This is a genomic window from Sphingomonas sp. 2R-10, from assembly GCF_030062225.1.
Taxonomy (GTDB): domain Bacteria; phylum Pseudomonadota; class Alphaproteobacteria; order Sphingomonadales; family Sphingomonadaceae; genus Sphingomonas.
The window spans coordinates 17,312-32,813 of sequence record NZ_JASCXF010000026.1 but is presented as its reverse complement, the minus strand read 5'-3'; the positions used below and the strand labels follow the sequence as shown (position 1 = coordinate 32,813).

Annotated in this window: 16 protein-coding genes; 7 read left to right on the top strand and 9 right to left on the bottom strand. The window is 65.9% G+C overall.

Annotation, left to right across the window (positions count from 1 at the left end):
• Positions 1-136: 136 nt before the first annotated feature.
• Both QLH51_RS13035 and QLH51_RS13030 read right to left on the bottom strand, forming a co-directional pair.
• Positions 137-916: a DsbC family protein gene (locus tag QLH51_RS13035; RefSeq protein WP_125659877.1), complete on the bottom strand. Its 780-nt coding sequence runs from the start codon at positions 914-916 to the stop codon at positions 137-139.
• Positions 913-1,191 carry a hypothetical protein gene (locus QLH51_RS13030; RefSeq protein WP_125659880.1) on the bottom strand — a complete coding sequence of 93 codons (279 nt, stop codon included), beginning with the start codon at positions 1,189-1,191 and terminating at the stop codon, positions 913-915. Before QLH51_RS13030 ends, QLH51_RS13035 begins: the two co-directional genes overlap by 4 nt.
• Before the next feature lie 291 nt (positions 1,192-1,482).
• Between QLH51_RS13030 and QLH51_RS13025 the strand changes: the two genes are divergently transcribed.
• The 3 genes from QLH51_RS13025 to QLH51_RS13015 all read left to right on the top strand — a co-directional run bounded on the left by QLH51_RS13025 (position 1,483) and on the right by QLH51_RS13015 (position 3,045).
• Positions 1,483-1,899: a hypothetical protein gene (locus tag QLH51_RS13025; protein WP_125659883.1), complete on the top strand. Its 417-nt coding sequence runs from the start codon at positions 1,483-1,485 to the stop codon at positions 1,897-1,899.
• Positions 1,900-2,052: 153 nt separating this feature from the next.
• Positions 2,053-2,433, top strand: coding sequence for a helix-turn-helix transcriptional regulator (locus QLH51_RS13020; RefSeq protein ID WP_164516184.1), 381 nt, complete (start codon positions 2,053-2,055; stop codon positions 2,431-2,433).
• A 366-nt stretch (positions 2,434-2,799) separates the two neighbouring features.
• A complete protein-coding gene (locus QLH51_RS13015; RefSeq protein ID WP_125659889.1) occupies positions 2,800-3,045 on the top strand; it encodes a hypothetical protein in 246 nt (81 codons plus the stop codon).
• A 45-nt stretch (positions 3,046-3,090) separates the two neighbouring features.
• Here the strand turns inward: QLH51_RS13015 and QLH51_RS13010 are convergent, their stop codons facing one another.
• From QLH51_RS13010 to QLH51_RS12980, 7 genes are all read right to left on the bottom strand, one after another.
• Positions 3,091-3,483 (bottom strand): MarR family winged helix-turn-helix transcriptional regulator, encoded by a 393-nt coding sequence (locus QLH51_RS13010; RefSeq protein WP_125659892.1) that lies wholly within the window; start codon positions 3,481-3,483, stop codon positions 3,091-3,093.
• Complete coding sequence (locus tag QLH51_RS13005) at positions 3,480-4,436, bottom strand: phytanoyl-CoA dioxygenase family protein (protein WP_206429144.1); 957 nt, start codon at positions 4,434-4,436, stop codon at positions 3,480-3,482. The genes QLH51_RS13010 and QLH51_RS13005 overlap by 4 nt, the downstream gene beginning before the upstream one ends.
• Positions 4,436-5,062, bottom strand: a complete 627-nt coding sequence (locus QLH51_RS13000) for an acyl-homoserine-lactone synthase (RefSeq protein ID WP_125659895.1) — start codon at positions 5,060-5,062, stop codon at positions 4,436-4,438. Before QLH51_RS13000 ends, QLH51_RS13005 begins: the two co-directional genes overlap by 1 nt.
• Before the next feature lie 80 nt (positions 5,063-5,142).
• On the bottom strand, positions 5,143-5,892 hold the full coding sequence (locus tag QLH51_RS12995; RefSeq protein ID WP_125659898.1) for a helix-turn-helix transcriptional regulator: 750 nt from the start codon (positions 5,890-5,892) through the stop codon (positions 5,143-5,145).
• Between the two features lie 180 nt (positions 5,893-6,072).
• Positions 6,073-6,543, bottom strand: a complete 471-nt coding sequence (locus tag QLH51_RS12990; RefSeq protein ID WP_125659901.1) for a hypothetical protein — start codon at positions 6,541-6,543, stop codon at positions 6,073-6,075.
• A gap of 39 nt (positions 6,544-6,582) precedes the next feature.
• Complete coding sequence (locus tag QLH51_RS12985) at positions 6,583-6,933, bottom strand: hypothetical protein (RefSeq protein ID WP_125659904.1); 351 nt, start codon at positions 6,931-6,933, stop codon at positions 6,583-6,585.
• A gap of 29 nt (positions 6,934-6,962) precedes the next feature.
• Positions 6,963-7,421 carry a sigma factor-like helix-turn-helix DNA-binding protein gene (locus tag QLH51_RS12980; protein WP_125659908.1) on the bottom strand — a complete coding sequence of 153 codons (459 nt, stop codon included), beginning with the start codon at positions 7,419-7,421 and terminating at the stop codon, positions 6,963-6,965.
• Between the two features lie 305 nt (positions 7,422-7,726).
• Here QLH51_RS12980 and QLH51_RS12975 point away from each other — a divergent pair, with 305 nt between their 5' ends.
• The 4 genes from QLH51_RS12975 to QLH51_RS12960 all read left to right on the top strand — a co-directional run bounded on the left by QLH51_RS12975 (position 7,727) and on the right by QLH51_RS12960 (position 15,328).
• Positions 7,727-7,915, top strand: a complete 189-nt coding sequence (locus tag QLH51_RS12975; RefSeq protein WP_125659911.1) for a hypothetical protein — start codon at positions 7,727-7,729, stop codon at positions 7,913-7,915.
• 103 nt (positions 7,916-8,018) lie between these two features.
• Positions 8,019-8,912, top strand: coding sequence for a DUF7146 domain-containing protein (locus tag QLH51_RS12970; RefSeq protein WP_125659914.1), 894 nt, complete (start codon positions 8,019-8,021; stop codon positions 8,910-8,912).
• A 34-nt stretch (positions 8,913-8,946) separates the two neighbouring features.
• On the top strand, positions 8,947-10,989 hold the full coding sequence (locus QLH51_RS12965) for a ParB/RepB/Spo0J family partition protein (protein ID WP_125659917.1): 2,043 nt from the start codon (positions 8,947-8,949) through the stop codon (positions 10,987-10,989).
• 61 nt (positions 10,990-11,050) lie between these two features.
• Positions 11,051-15,328 carry a strawberry notch-like NTP hydrolase domain-containing protein gene (locus QLH51_RS12960; RefSeq protein WP_125659920.1) on the top strand — a complete coding sequence of 1,426 codons (4,278 nt, stop codon included), beginning with the start codon at positions 11,051-11,053 and terminating at the stop codon, positions 15,326-15,328.
• The last annotated feature ends 174 nt before the right edge of the window (positions 15,329-15,502 follow it).

Here is a 15,502-nt window from a genome sequence, read left to right as displayed (position 1 = left end):
GCCGCCCGAAATTGCCTGCCGACAGCGAGGAAACCCGATGGCGGCCGATTGGCGCGTCGGGCGGCTCCGAAAGCCCGCGCCCCCCGGCATCTCGTCCCGCCCGGCACCTGCCGGACGGCCGCCACGAAAGAGGAGGTCAGCGGCCACTGCCCGCCGCCTTGTTGAGGAAGGCTTCGAGCTCGTCCTGGCGGAAGCCCGAGACGATCTTGCCGTCGGCGATGATCGTGGGCGTGCCGCCGATGCCGAGCTGCGCGACCGTCGCGGCGTGCACTGCGACCTTCGCCTTGCCCGCTGCGCAGGTGGCGAGCACCTTCGGCGACGCGCCGGCATAGATCTTCTCGAACGTCGCCGCCGGATCGGGCGAGCACAGGATATGCTCGGCCTTGGCGGCGGCATCCGGGTGGATGTCGCTGACGAAGAAGACGAGGCGCCTGACCGGCTTACCCTCGGCCGCCCTCGCCGCCCAGAAGCGGTCGAGCGCGCGGCAATAGGGGCAATCGGGATCAGTGAACTCGATCACCGTCGGCGCGCCGACCGGACCGATCGCGAGCGCCTTCGACGGATCGATCCGTTTCAGTCGCTTCGTCGCCGCGGTTTCCTGCGCCAGCGCGGTGACGTTGACGCCGTTTCTGTCATACACCGCGGCGAACAGCAGGTGTTCGGACCTGGGCGCATAGTAGACGATGCGTCCGCCGGCATTGGCCTGGTAGATCGGACCCTCGACGGGCGATGGACCGAAGTCCTCGAACTGCAGGTTGGTGAACGTCTGCTGGAGTTGACGCTGCGCCGCCTCGGCCTGGCGCGCGACGTCGGTCGGCGACGCTGGCGCGGACTGTGCGTTCGCGGGTAGGGCAAGGCTGATCAGGGCGAGGAACGGGAGGGACGCTGTCAGGCGGCGGAGGGCGCGGCGGCTCATCGTGCCGCTCCGCGGGCAGGCTGCCTGTCGGAAACTACCAGCGTCGGATCGATGCTGACGGTGCTGCCGAGCCTCGTTGCTGCCGGGATGACCGGTGTGGAAACCGGCTCCACGACTGGCGCCACCGTCGCGGTCGCCACGATGACGAACGCATCGTCGCGCTGGACAATCGCAACCTCCCGTGGCGGGCTGGCAGGCGGGATCGGCGCTGCTCCGCACAGGGCGGGTGCCTGGGCGAGCAGGATGGGGAAGGTGCCGGGCAAGGCGATCGGCATCGGGCAATACTCCTCCGGTCCGTAAAAGCGGCACGTCGGCGCGCTTCCGGTGGCTGATTTCATCGTGTCGGCGAGGAGGACATTTCAGCCTGTCGGCCTGCGGCGCCTCCGTCATCGGAACGAGGCCGGGATGGGCGACGGTGGGCGCGTCAGCAATGGTATGGGCATTGAAGTGCCGCTGGGGGGCACTTCAATGCCGAAAGCGGCATTCAAATGCCGCTTTCTGGAACAGGGCGCGAACGGACTGCGCGCCTGGAAGACCGGTGATGCAGAATCACCATGGAGGCTGGAATGGATGCGAGAGGATCGAGGACGTACAAGCTGTGCCTGTCGGACGCGGGCTTCGACCATTTGCTGGATTGTCATCGGCGTGTCGGCCTGGTCGCGCGCAGTCTGCTGCCTTTCGGAGCCACCGTATTCGTCGGCCTGACCATCGCCGATGATCTCGCGCCAACGGTCTTGGCAGCCATGCTCGATGCACCGGCATGTCAAAGCCTGGTTGGGCGTGAAGTGCGCTTCGTCGGTTTCACCGGCCATCTCGCGGACATCACCGAGCGATTACGCGAGCGCGTTTTGCTGGAGGCAGCATCGCGGAAGGCGCCGAAGATCAACCGGCTCTACGCCGCGGGCTTGTCCTGTCTCGGATCTGCCAGCGAGGAGGCGATCGGCGGTGCGTATCGACGGCTTCGCGCGATCAGGCCCGCTTGATCAGGCAGGCCGGTGCGCTTCGTATGCGTCTCAAATGCTTGATAAGCGCATCGGGAAGACGCCGGGGACTGAGCTGTCTTTTGATGTGACTCACAACACTTTTTTCACTTTCATGTCCGACCATCCGATCATCGAGGTTGAGGAGACATGGGGATGTCGTCTCGAAAGGGGCCACGGTTCGGCGACGAGAAACTCGAAGGCATCAAGGTCATTTCGGGCTGGTGCATCGAAGCCCGCCGAACGCGCGACGGTGTGCGACAGAAGAATTTGGCGAAGAAGGTCGGGGTCGCGGTCCGCTGGCTCCGGGAGATCGAGAGCGGTAGCCCGAAGACGAGCGTCGACGACCACCTGCGTTGCGCCTGGGCGCTCGGTTTCACGACCGGTTATCTGTTCATCCCCATACTCTACGAAGAACGCGGCCGCGTCTTTCCCAGAGATCTGCTGTTGTCCGCGCTTGGTCCCTTGGAAGATCGATGCGTCGATGCGATCACAACCGCGCCGATCGACGTGCTGGTGCGGAACCAGCCTGCTTAGGGGGAGGCCATTCGGCCCACCCGACGCACGTCGCGGATAGCGTATGTTCTCCTGACAGGCCGGAACGGTGACCGGGATCCGATCGGCGGGGGTGTCAGACTGCACCAAAACGCCCACGTTCGTCTTGGCAGGGCCGGCGCCCGCTGGTAATCCGATCGTGCGCTGCAAAGCGGCAGCGCCGGGACTGGTAATCCCGTCGAGAACGGCAACTCGGTGTGTTTCACGCCGGGGTGCCTGTGCCATGTCCAGGCGCTCCGGCGCTAAAAGTGCAGGCGCATGTCTCGACGTGTTACCAGCCCCGGCTCCCGCGCCAGTAGCGCGCGGGAGTCAACCTGCTCCCGTGGTCACGGGTAACAGGAGGTTTGCGTGGACGACGTCGACCCGGTCTTTCCGGCCCTGGACGATCCGACCATCGTCAGGGCCATCGGCCATTTTGCCGCTCTCTTGCTGACGATGCTGCATCGAAACAAGCTACTCGACATCGGAGAGGTCGGCGATCATCTGACGATGTATGCCTGCCTCACCAGCGAGAGCGATCCCGCGGCCGGGGGAGCGCTGGCGTACTGGGCGTCGATCGTGAAGGATACAGCTGAAGACATGCGCACCGGCTGATATGACGAGCACAGGAACAGGTGGGTCATTCGACGTCCGTCGGACTTACCCGTCGTCGCCTCCAATCGAAGCGATCAGCCGATCGATCCGGGACAGCACGCCGCCCACGAGCGCCACGCCATCATCGCTCAAGCGGATTTCCACTCGCCGTCGGTCCTGGAGATCGTCGTTTCGAACGATGAGACCGCGGCGTTCGAGATCGGATATTCTGCGATAGGCCGTGGCTTCCGATGCATATGACGATGCGCACAGCGCCGTCAGCATGACGAACCGTTGCTCGCACCGCGCGATGTACAGTGCGAGCAGCATGTCCCAATTGGGGTTGGCGCACAAAGACCTGCCGAAGGCCTCGCCGACGATGTCGCGTTCGCGAACGAGCAGTCGGCAGACGATGGCCTTGCGAGGGTCGTGCGGGTCCATGCGCGCCGCATCGCTCATGTCCCGGTACCTCCCGCGCTCGCAGCAGCCCAGGCGAGAATTTGCTCGGCGGTGCTGCCGGCGGGGATCTGGCCGGCGCGGTAGGCACCGATCAGTTGTTCCTGCTCCGGTCGGAGGACGTCGATCGCCCCGGATCGCGTCGGTTCTGTCGATGGTCGCAACAATTGCGACGGACACCGTCCCTCGTAGGTGCCGAGATTGGGACGGTGGGCGCGGTAGCCGGCGAGGTCGGCGACATCGGGCGAGAAGTGCCGCGCTATCTCGGGCGGGTAGGCCAGCCACGGCAGCTCGTAGGGCTTGAGCCAGCCGAGACTATAGCTGATCACCATGCCCCGCCGCGATGTCATGGTCCGATTGGCCCCGCCGGCATGGAGCGTGGACCCAAGAAACACGAGGGCCGATCCCGGCTTCATCTCGGCAGCGATCGCATCGTCTTCGGACATGACGATTTCGTCCTGGCGCCGGTGACTGCCGGGCCAGACGATCGTCGCGCCATTATCGGCCGTGTAAGGCGTGAACGGCCACATGACGTTGACCAGATACTCGACGCCCTGCAAGCGGATCGGCCACATGTCCTGGTCGCGGTGGGGCGGCTGCCTATCCCCGCCGGGCAGGATCTCGATCGCCTGCGTGAGGTTCAGCTGGATGCGATCGCAGAACGAACCCAGGATCGCGCGCGTTACGTCGAGGATGAGCGGATGGCCGACGAACGCGGCGGCGAAGGGCGAGCGTCGGAGCAGGCCGTGGAAGCGTTTTGTCGTGTCGCCGTAGAAGGGGCCGACCGACAGCGCGGTTTCCTCGAAATCGGGCGCGAGATCGGCCGCCAGGGCTGCGACATCCGCGGCGGGCATCGCGTCGGGAATGATGTAATAACCGTCCGAACGCAGGCGGTCGGTCCAAGCTTCCGCATCGCTCGACGCATCCGGCGAGATCGTCATCGCTTTCGCGCCCATCACGCTCTCCCCATGACGACGGCATCGAGGTCGACCATCCGGCAGGGAACGTAGGTGTCGGCAGCACGCAGCTTGTCGGGCGTGGTGGCGTCGATGTCGATCTGCAATGCACCGGTCATCGACCTGCCGATCTTCTTCCGCGGGCCGAGCGGCCAGCAATCCCAGCCGAGCATCAGGATCTGGCCGTACCAGGTGAAGTCGGCGATGCAGGTGTACGCCGCGATCCGCCGCGACAGCGCGTACTCGACTACCGCCGTGGTGAGCAGGTTGCGAACGTGAAGCCGTTCACCGCTGGCGAGATCCGGGCTGAGGCAGCCGCGGCTCAATTCCCATACGTTCGCGGCCTGCGGGACCTCGCCCAGACACAGCCCGGGGAAGATGGTGGCGAGGATGTGCGGCCGATCGGTCGGCAGAAGCCGGATCGATCCGAGATGGCGACCGGCATCGTCGGTCGCGATGCAGTAGATGGCGCGCTCACCGTCGAACTGGTCGATCTCGAATGTGCCCCGGACGACGGGCACATCCCATTTGAGCAGGTCGACGAAGATGCGCTTGCGATCGCGGAACATCGCGTCGAATAGCGGATCGTGGCGCGGACCGTCGAAGCCGTCGAGTATTCTGATCATACATCCCCCGTGCGAGTGGAACGGGAGATTTGTCGCCGGAACTTATCGTTTCGCTCAAACCCCTGAAAAGGGGGTTGCGATCATCGCCGAAATACATCCGCGAACGAGAACTGGTTGTCGAACACCGCCCGCAGAACCAGTGACGGTCTCGGGAGATTGCCATAGGCGCGACGGACGCGCTCGACACGCTCATGGGCCGTCCAGCGCGATGTTCCCATGATGAGCGCGATCTCCTCGTCGGTTTTCCCGCGCCCGACGAGGATGAGAGCCTCGCGATCCCGCGGACGCAGGTCGGGGATGACGGCTTCACCGCGCCCATCGCGCTTCTGCATAATGAGACGCGCCTTCTGGAACGCCGCCGTTGCGATCACGCCGCTGAGTTCGAGCGCAAGCGGGCGCAGGCGATCGAAGGATCGGCCTGCGAACGAGCAGGTGCCGAAATACTCGCCGGGCAGCGATACGGGAATAGTGTAGCCGGCAACGAGGCCGTGCTGCGCGGCCTGTTCGAGGATCGTCCTTTGTCGCCCGGTCAGCCGCGAGACATCGATGCTGTCCCAACGGAAGCCGGCCACGGTCTTCATGCTGATCGCGTGAATAGGATCGTCGGTGAGATAGCCGCTTTCGACGACCTGCTCGACCCACCTCATGTCATAGTTCGTCGCCCGGATCGCATCGCGGGGCGGCCGCATCAGGTCGACGTGATGCCCCATTGCGAACCGCTCGAGGCCGAGCCAGCATGTGAAATCCGTCAGCACATCGACCAGATCGTCGGCCGAGGCGGACTCTCTCAAAAGGGAAATGAAGCGATTGAGTTCAAGCGACATGAACATCCCGTTCTCCAATTTCGCGCAGTTGGTATCGTTATGGATTCAGTTTCAGAGATCCTATTTGAGCAAATATCTGATAGATGCGGCTCAAATGCAGGCTTGATGATTATAGATCTGACGGATCAGACCTACCTTCGTGCGGCGGCCAGAGAACTGGCCTCTCGCTGTGTTCGGATACGGTGGTCAACGCTGACCTTGAAGCCAGAGCCTCCTTGATCCGTTCCTGACAATAGGGTCAGGTCGAGAGCCCAGGCGATACGTTCCCAGTCCGATGGCGCCGAGTACCAGATAGGCGTAGGCACCGAGCCCGGTGTGAAACGAGAAGAGGTGCACCTGTGGGAACATGGCACCCGCGATCGTGACGGCGACGTTGCCAAGCATGAACCCGGACGCCCAGATCGGCCAGAAGCGTATCGTGGACGTGGCGAGCCAGAAGAATATTGCCAGGACGGCAACATCGACCGCCAGAACCAGGGCGCTCGCGGGCAGCCACTGCGATGGCCAGATGATCCGGATGACCACCGTTCCATAAGAAGCGAGCAAACACACCGCCGCGCCGATCCGTTCGGGGCGACCGCCCCGAACGAATGCATAGACGCAGGTTCCGACGAGCACCGCATTGTAGAGGCCGGCCAAGATGAGATTGGTCGTCATCGGAGCATGCATATACCAGATCCTCGTCCTCTGCGCCGGTCAGACGGCGACATGATGCTCCACGCCTTGCTCGGCGCGCGAGGGCTTGGGGAGCGCCTCGCCGAAGCTCGTCTCGCTCAGGCCGAGTTGCCGCGCCACACGCTCCGCGGATGGATGCGCGCGCATCGTCATCTGCGTCTGGCCATCGACGAGAGAGGCAAGCGCTCCCACCGTCGCCTTGACTGTGCGGTGGGTCATGGCGGCCGAGACGCCGTGCGCCTCGGTGGCGTCCAGCGTCGTCATCAGGAATTGCGCCGTATCGCGCGTCGCGAGATTGATCGAGCGTTCGGCCCGTCGCAGATCGTCCGCGACGGTGAGGGCGGTGTTGGAGAGGGTGGATCGGGTTTGCATTGACGCCTCCATCGGCGCCGTAGCGCCAGTTATACCGGTTTGGCGCCGAACAGGATCATGAGCGCGTTGATCAGCATCGCGGCGACCGCCAGACCGATCGTGATCGCGATTCCGATAATCGCGCTCCAGATCAGGACCTCGCGTGCCTTGATGAGGTTCACCGACATGCGCCTGCTCGGCACGGGCAGGGGAAGCGGACGAAACGGCTCCTGAACAGGTAGAGCGTTTGCAGGGTAGAAAGATTCTACCCCCTCCTCGTGGGCGATCAGGCGACGGGCGGCGTCCGCGCGCGTCGCCGCGCCGATCAAGGTCTTGGCCAAATACAATTGCTTGTCGACGGCACGAGCACTGACGCCCTCGATTTCCGCGATTTCCTTCGAGCTCAAGTTTCGAGCGACGTGGCGCAGATAGATCCGTTGCCGCTGGCTGACACGATCGAACGGTTCTCCGGGCCGGGCATCGATCTCGTCTCTTGCCGGTGGCTTCATACTCTCTCGCTCGCTTGATTCGTCAACATTCGACTCTGGTGTCATACCTCCCTCGAGATAACGACCTGTCGCTGCTCCAGCCCTGGATCGAAGCTCTGCGATCCAGTCGCATCATCTCCCCTCGCGTGCGAGGAATCGATTGCAAGCGATCCCGAACAGCGAAGGGCGTGGCAACGCTCGACTGCCAGGCTGGGTACACGTCATCCTCCACCAGCGTTGTGACGCGATCGTATCGAGTGTTGTTGCAGATGCGATAGGGATCAATACAGCATCTGCCGCTGCGAGAATGAACCAGGATGGCGGTAATGAACGAGTCGGCGGACGAGGCGATGACCCGCCTGCAGGCATTGATGATGACGCGGGCAGCACGTGCCATGCTCGAGAGCTATCGACGCGATCTGGACGCGGATGCGCTTTCGCATCTCCGGCAAGCGGCGGATCTCCTGGAGGAGGCGATCGCCGACGAGCGCGGCCTCAAGGCCATACCCCATTGAACTTGTCAGGGTTTGATGCGGAGCGGGGAGGAGAAACGATGCTGCGTTCATGACGCGACACTTGCCCGTTTTTCCGGAGAGCCCCGTGCGACCCCGAACATCCATGATCATCGAGAACGCCGGCGCCGACCTGATTCGCCGGCTTGGCGGCACATGGCGCGGCGATCGCGGCATGTGCCTGTGCCCGGCGCACGCGGACGTTCAACCCAGCCTGTCGGTGCGGGTCGGCCACACGCGGCTGCTGTTCCACTGTTTCGCTGGCTGCGACACGCGCGACGTGCTGCGCGCCATCGCGCGCATCCGGCCCGAGGCGCTCGACCGTAGTAGCAGCGCAGTGCCCTCCACGATCGACGACCGGGTCGCTGAGTGGCGCCGACTCCGAATATCTGACCTGTGGGATGATGCCGGCCACATCGAAGACACCATCGCCGGCCGCTATCTGGCACGCCGCGCAATCGACATCGCGTCGCCTTCGCTTCGCTTCCAACCCCTGACGCCGCTGGGAACCGGTCGGGCGTTCCGCCTGCGGCCCGCGATGCTCGCGGCCGTGACCGATGGTCCGCGCCTGATTGCGCTCCAGCGCACCTTCCTCGACCGCTTCGGGTGCCGTGCCCGCGATCTGACCAACCCGCGACGTTCGTGGGGGCGTCCGGCGGGCGGTACCGTCCGCCTCGCCGCCGCGAACGACGATCTGGCGCTCGGCGAGGGCGTCGAGTCCGGCCTTTCGGCGATGATCCTGCTGGGATTGCCGGTCTGGGCGGTACTGGGCAGCCAGCGCATGGCGCAGGTCACCATCCCCGATACGGTGCGCCGCCTGATCCTCCTCCCCGACAACGATCTGCCCGGCCGCCGGGGCGCTGCTGCCGCCGCGATCGCGCATGCCCAGCCCGGTCGCACCATTGAGACGCTCTGGCCGTGGTACGGGCTCAACGACTGGAACGACGTGCTGCGCGCGAGAAGGAGAGGGGGAGTGGATGGGCTGCGGCACGCGGCCTGACGGTCAGGTCCGCGGCACCACGGAGGATTCGCCCATGTCCCAACTCCCCATCGCGGTCCCAGCATCGCGGCTGATGATCGATCCGAAGAACGTCCGCAAGAAACGTAGTCCTGCTTTCCAGGCTCAGATGAAGGCGAGTGTCGCCGCCAAGGGTGTCATTCAGAATCTCGTCGGACGACCGGTGCCACGCAAGAAGGGCTGGTACTATGTCTCCGCCGGCGGAAGTCGTCTCGATGCGGTGAACGCCAACATCGCCGATGGCGTCTTCGATGCCGATTATCCGGTGCCGCTGCTGGTTCGTGACGGCAAGGACGCGAGTGAGACGAGCCTCATCGAGAATATCATGCGCGCCGACCTGTCGCCGACGGAAGAATGCCGTGGCTATCAGGATGTCATCCGGATCGAGGGTGTCACGCCCGCGGAACTCGCTAAACGGCTGCATCGTACCGAACGCTATGTCAAAGGGCGACTGCGCCTCGCCGACCTCGCCGATCCCGTATTCGACGCACTCGAAGCCGGAGAGATTTCGATCGAGGTGGCCGAAGCCTATGCCTACTCGACTGGCGACGTCGAGCGTCAGGCGGCCGTCTTCGAACTGCTGCGGCGAGGCTCCGGCCGCGACAACGTCAACGAGATCCGGCGCCAGATCGCCTCGTACAGCTATCCGGCGAGCGATCCGCGCTGCCGGCTGGTCGGCCGCGATGCCTATATCGCCGCCGACGGCAGGTTCGACAGCGACCTGTACACCGATGCCGAGAACGAACGCTGGCTCGACACGCATATCGTCGACCGGCTCGCCGAGGAGGCGCTGCTGAAGACGGCCGGCGAGATCCAGGCGCGCGAGGGCTATGCCGAGGTCCGAACCGTGTCCTCCACGATCGTGCCCTACATGGAAACCTACGCCCTCGATACCGTCGAGGGCGAGCGGGAGCCGTTGACGTCCGGGCAGCAGCAGCGACTGGAAGCGATCGCGAGTGAGATCGAGGACATCGAAACGGCGTCGGAAGACCCCGGCTACGAACCCGAGGACGACGACGAAACCCGCATCGCCGAACTGCAGGCCGAGTATCAGGCGATCGCGGGCCGGCCGGCGGTGCTCGGTGAGGCGCAGCGTGCGAATGCCCGGGCGTATCTGATCATCGGTGCCGATGGCCAGCCGCGCCTTCACCACGAGGTTTTCGCGCTCCCTCAACCCATCGCGGAATCCGACGATGCGAGCGACGAAAGCGACATCGACGATGCCGGCAATGCCGATGGCGCTGCCGTCAGCGTCGATGCGGCGATGGATGATCCGACCGAGCAGCCGGCGATGAGCCAGGTACAGATCGACCGGCTGGCGACGATGAAGACCGAACTGCTCGCGGTCCATGTCGCCAGCGACCCGGCGTTCGCGCTCGATCTCGGCACCTTCGTCATGGCCGAGCGAGCGACACGGGCGTTCGGCGGCGGCGATATCCCGAGCGAATTGCGCGCCGAGCCCGCCCCGGCCCGAGCCCGCGACTTCGAGAGCGGCACCGCCGCCGCGGCGGAATGGACGAAGTTCGATACCGCGCTCGATCGCAGCTGGCTCGATCATCCGGCGATCGAGGACCGCTACGATGCCTTCTGCGCCTTGCCCGACGAGGCGCGCGCGGCGTGGCTCGGCTGGTGCGTCGCGCGCACGCTTCACGCGGTGCCGGTAAGCGAGGCCGGCAGCGGTCTGATCGATCGGCTCGGGCAGAAGCTCGCGATCGACGTTGCCGCGTGGTGGCGGCCGACCGCGCGCAATTTCTTCGACAAGCTGAACATGCGTCCGACGCTGGCGCTGTTCGAGGAGATCGGCGGCCCCGAACTGCGCGCGCGCTACGGTGCGTCGAAGAAGCACGATCTCGCCGCCTCGGCGGAACGGCTCTTCGCCGGCGATACGATCGTCGAAGCCGACATCAAGGCACGCGCGATCGCCTGGATACCCGATGCGATGCGCTTCGGCCCACCGCCGGTCGGGTGCGAGGATGCCGCTGACGAGGATCGCGACCATGGCGGTTCCCGAGCACCGGCCGACGATGCTGGCGACCGCGCGCTCGACGAAGCGGCCTGACGACCGTTCGGGACCGGCAGATGCCGGTCCCGCCTTACTTTCTCCGACCTGGAGGTTCCTGATGACCCAGCCGATGCTGGCGCTCGCCACCGATGGTGGCGAGCCCGACCGATCCGTGCGCCTGTTCGTCGTCGCGCAGGCGATCGCCCGTCTGTTCGACCGCGGCGAGACCGTGACCCGTCAAACCTTGAAGCGGCTGATGCAGGAAGGTGTCGGCGGCTCCGACGCCGATGGCGCCTGGACGATGCGCGAGGCCTATGATGCACTCGAGACGGCGCAGGTGCTCGTGCAGAGCCGCGCCGGCTGGCCTTGCGATCCGCGCACCGATCGCGAGGTGGTGTTCGCGGCGCTGCGCCGGTTCGAACGATCGCTGCTGACCCAGACCTATCGCTCGGAAGGCCAGATCGAGATGCAGCAATTCTCGACCCCGGTCTCGCTTGCGTGGCTGGCAGGGCAGGCGGCGGCGATCAGGTCGGACGATCACGTCCTCGAACCGTCCGCGGGTACAGGCATGCTCGCGGTTCACGCCCGCCGCGCCGGGGCGTCGCTGACGCTCAACGAACGCGATCCGGCCCGCGCGGGCCTGCTGGCGCACGCGCTCGGCCAGCCGGTGTCGACCCATGACGCTGTCCACATCGACGACCTGCTTCCCCGTGAGGTCCGTCCGACCGTCGTCCTCATCAACCCGCCCTTCAGTCGTAGCGAGGCGCGCGGGCGCGACCGTCATGCCGGCGCGCGGCACCTAAGTTCGGCACTCGAACGGCTGGCGCCGGGCGGCCGCTGCGTCGCGATCATGCCACCCTCGTTCATGGCGGACGGTCCCGGTGCGGCAGGCTATGCCAGCGTCGCCGAGATCGCACGACCCCGTGTCGAGATCACGATCGGCGGCAACGTCTATGCGAAACACGGCACCTCGATCGCCGTCCGGCTGATCGTCTTCGACAAGGGCTGGCTCGGCGCGACGACGCATCATATCGCCGATACGATCGAGGCGGCACTGCCGATCATACTCGCCATCCCGGATCGCTTCGATCCCGACGATCAGCCACCGCCCGCCGCGCCGATCGTCCAGCGTCCCACCGCGCCCCGGTCGCCCGTACCGGGCGGGTTGCTCCGCGGCGTCGGGACGCGGCGGCTGGCAGCACCCGTGCCGGCGCCGACCATCGAGCAGGAGGTGCCGCTGCTCGGCTACACGCTGCGCGACGAACCCCGGCCGGCGGGAGAAGCGGTCGGCATCTACGCCCCGTGGCGGCTGGCGCGCATCGACATCCCCGGCGCGAAACCGCACCCCGACGATCTGGTCGAGTCGCTGGCGATGGCCTCGGTGCTGCCGCCGCCCGTGACCTACCGGCCGCGACTCCCCACCCGCGCCGTAGCCGCCCTGTCGGATGCGCAACTCGAAACGGTGATCCTCGCCGGCGCCGCGTTCGACCGCGATCTGCCGGGACGATTCCAGCCTAACAAGGCCGGCGATCAGCTGGTCGAGCATACCGATGGCAAGGCCTATCGCATGGGCTTCTTCGTCGGCGACGGCACCGGCGTCGGCAAGGGCCGTGAGGCGGCGGCCTGCATCATGGACCGCTGGTGCCGCGGACACCGCCGCCACCTCTGGATTTCGAAGAGCGCGGCGCTGGTCGAGGATGCGCGCCGCGACTGGAGCGCGCTTGGTGGGCTCGCCGTCGACATCCAGGGACTCGACGCCTTCCCGATCGGCATTACCATCCCGATGACGAGTGGCATCCTGTTCATGACTTATGCCACGCTGCGCTCGCAGCGTGGCGAGGACGCATCCCGGCTCCAGCAGATCCTCGCGTTCCTCGGCGAAGACTTCGACGGCGTGATCGTCTTCGACGAGGCGCACGGCATGGCCAACGCCGCCGGCACCGAGACCGAGTTCGGTAACGCGAAAGGCTCCGAACAGGGGCTCGCCGGTGTCCGCCTCCAGAACGCGGTGCCGCGCGCCTGCATCCTCTACGTCTCGGCGACCGGCGCGACCGATCCCGCCAACCTCTGCTACGCAGGGAGGCTGGGATTGTGGGGACCGGGCACCGCATTCGACACGCGCTCGGCTTTCCTCGCTGCGATGGAGGCGGGCGGGATCGCGGCGATGGAGGTGGTCGCGCGCGACCTGAAGGCGATGGGCCGCTACACCGCCCGCGCGCTCAGCTTCGCCGGGGTCGAATACGACCCGCTGGAGCATGAGCTGACCGATGACCAGATCGGGATCTACGACGCCTATGCCGATGCGTGGGCGGTGATCCATCGCGGGCTCGATCAGGCGCTGAAGGCGAGCGGCATCGTCGACCGGGTCGACGGCGAGACGCTGAACGCCCAGGCGAAGGGCGCGGCACTGTCGCGGTTCGAGTCCGCCAAGCAGCGCTTCTTCTCGCAGCTCCTGATCGGCATGAAGATGCCCTCGGTGATCGCCGCGGTCGAACGCGAGATCGATGCCGGCCATTCCGCCGTCGTCCAACTCGTTACCACCGCCGAAGCGGTCCTCGACCGGCGGCTGGCCGCCCTGACACCCGAGGAGCGCGCCAGCCTCGATCTCGACCTGTCTCCGCGGGAGTCGATGATCGATTACCTTACCAGTGCCTTCCCGACCCGTCAGATGCGGGTGTTCGGGGATGCCGGCGGCACGATGCGCTCCGAACCGATGACCGATCTCGACGGCAACCCGGTGCTGTGCCAGGCGGCGATCCGAGCGCGTGACGCGTTGATCGAGGACCTGTGCGCGATGCCGCCGGTGCCGGCCGCGCTCGACGAACTGGTCCGCCACTTCGGCACGGAACGCTTCGCCGAGGTGACCGGCCGCAGCCGCCGCATCGTCATTGATGCCGCCGGCCGGCAGAAAGTGGAGCGTCGCGGCGGTCGTGCGAACCTTGCCGAAACCGACGCTTTCATGTCGGCGCGCAAGCATATCCTGGCCTTCAGCGAGGCGGGCGGGACCGGGAGGTCGTATCACAGCGACCGCGCCACGCAGAGCGCCAGCCGCCGCCGCATCCACTTCCTGCTCGAACCCGGCTGGCGCGCGGCCAACGCGGTGCAGGGCCTCGGGCGCACGCACCGCACCAACCAGGCGACGCCACCGGTCTTTCGTCCGGTGACGACCGACTGCCGCGGCGAGCGCCGCTTCATCTCGACCATCGCACGGCGGCTCGATGCGCTCGGCGCGCTCACTCGCGGTCAACGCCAGACCGGCAGCCAGAACCTGTTCGATCCCGCCGACAACCTCGAAAGCGATCTGGCGAAGGAGGCGCTCGTGCAATGGTATCGACTGCTTCAGAAAGGCAAGCTCACCAGCGTCGGGCTGACCGACTTCGAGGCGATGACGGGCCTGTCGCTGGCCGAGGACGGTGGCGCGTTGAAGGAACGGCTCCCGCCGATCCAGCGCTGGCTCAACCGTATCCTGGCACTCAGGATCGCTATCCAGAACGCGATCTTCGATGAATATCTCGGGCTGATCGAAGCCCGCGTCGATGCCGCGCGCGCCGCCGGCACGCTCGACGTCGGCGTCGAGACGATCCTGGCCGAACGGGTCGATGTGCTCGACGATCGGCTACTGCGTCGCGATCCCGACACGGGCGCGGAGACAAGGCTGCAACGGCTCGATCTTCATATCCACCGCCACGCCACGACGTTCGCGGAGTTGATGAACGCCGAAGGCCGGGCTGGCGACATCGCCTTCCTGCACAACCGCAAATCCGATCGCGTCGCGCTGCGGGTACCATCCTGGTCGATCACCGACGAAGAGGGACGGCCGATCACGATGTGCCGGCTCGTGCGACCGATCGGCTCGGACCGGATCGCGTTCGACAAGCTCTGGTACACGCAGTGGCAGACGATCGCCGAGGCCGAGTTCCGCGCGCGCTGGGACGCAGAGGCGGACGATGCCCGCAACCGGCTCGACCGCGAGACGATCACGATCGCGACCGGACTGCTGCTGCCGGTGTGGAACAAGCTGCCCGACGACACCGTCCGCGTCTGGCGCATCGCCGATGCCCATGGATATTCGCAGCTGGGACGGATCGTGCCCGCGCAGGCACTCGGCCGGCTGGCAGAGAATTTCGGTGCCGACGCCGTGCCGCGCCTGACCGTCGACGAGATCATCGCCGCTGCCGCCGCAGCCGAAGGCGGGCCACTCCCCGCGCTCGGCAAGGCGCGACTGCACCGCGCATTGGTGAATGGCGATGCCCGGCTCGAAATCCGCGGCTATCCCTCCGAGAAGCGCGAGTGGCTGAAGTCGCTTGGCTGTTTCACCGAGATCATCCAGTATCGCACACGGCTGTTCGTGCCGGTCGGCCGGGCGGTGTCAATCCTTGGGGTGATCGAAGGCTGATTATCGCCACCAACATACCCCGTGTACTTCAAGTCACGACCTCGTCGCCGTCAGAGTGACCTGCCACCAACGCCACGCTGGGCTCGGCGCGCGGCTTCATCCACGTTCCGGGGAATAGTGACATGGTGTCGGTAGCGCCTCGTGGATCCGGGGGCGACCCGTTCTCCGTTTTGC

Coding starts and splice junctions, on each gene's coding strand:
- QLH51_RS13035 (WP_125659877.1), bottom strand. CDS start 916: ATGAGCCGCCGCGCCCTCCGCCGCCTGACAGCGTCCCTCCCGTTCCTC.
- QLH51_RS13030 (WP_125659880.1), bottom strand. CDS start 1,191: ATGCCGATCGCCTTGCCCGGCACCTTCCCCATCCTGCTCGCCCAGGCA.
- QLH51_RS13025 (WP_125659883.1), top strand. CDS start 1,483: ATGGATGCGAGAGGATCGAGGACGTACAAGCTGTGCCTGTCGGACGCG.
- QLH51_RS13020 (WP_164516184.1), top strand. CDS start 2,053: ATGTCGTCTCGAAAGGGGCCACGGTTCGGCGACGAGAAACTCGAAGGC.
- QLH51_RS13010 (WP_125659892.1), bottom strand. CDS start 3,483: ATGAGCGATGCGGCGCGCATGGACCCGCACGACCCTCGCAAGGCCATC.
- QLH51_RS13005 (WP_206429144.1), bottom strand. CDS start 4,436: ATGGGCGCGAAAGCGATGACGATCTCGCCGGATGCGTCGAGCGATGCG.
- QLH51_RS13000 (WP_125659895.1), bottom strand. CDS start 5,062: ATGATCAGAATACTCGACGGCTTCGACGGTCCGCGCCACGATCCGCTA.
- QLH51_RS12995 (WP_125659898.1), bottom strand. CDS start 5,892: ATGTTCATGTCGCTTGAACTCAATCGCTTCATTTCCCTTTTGAGAGAG.
- QLH51_RS12990 (WP_125659901.1), bottom strand. CDS start 6,543: ATGACGACCAATCTCATCTTGGCCGGCCTCTACAATGCGGTGCTCGTC.
- QLH51_RS12985 (WP_125659904.1), bottom strand. CDS start 6,933: ATGCAAACCCGATCCACCCTCTCCAACACCGCCCTCACCGTCGCGGAC.
- QLH51_RS12980 (WP_125659908.1), bottom strand. CDS start 7,421: ATGAAGCCACCGGCAAGAGACGAGATCGATGCCCGGCCCGGAGAACCG.
- QLH51_RS12975 (WP_125659911.1), top strand. CDS start 7,727: ATGAACGAGTCGGCGGACGAGGCGATGACCCGCCTGCAGGCATTGATG.
- QLH51_RS12970 (WP_125659914.1), top strand. CDS start 8,019: ATGATCATCGAGAACGCCGGCGCCGACCTGATTCGCCGGCTTGGCGGC.
- QLH51_RS12965 (WP_125659917.1), top strand. CDS start 8,947: ATGTCCCAACTCCCCATCGCGGTCCCAGCATCGCGGCTGATGATCGAT.
- QLH51_RS12960 (WP_125659920.1), top strand. CDS start 11,051: ATGACCCAGCCGATGCTGGCGCTCGCCACCGATGGTGGCGAGCCCGAC.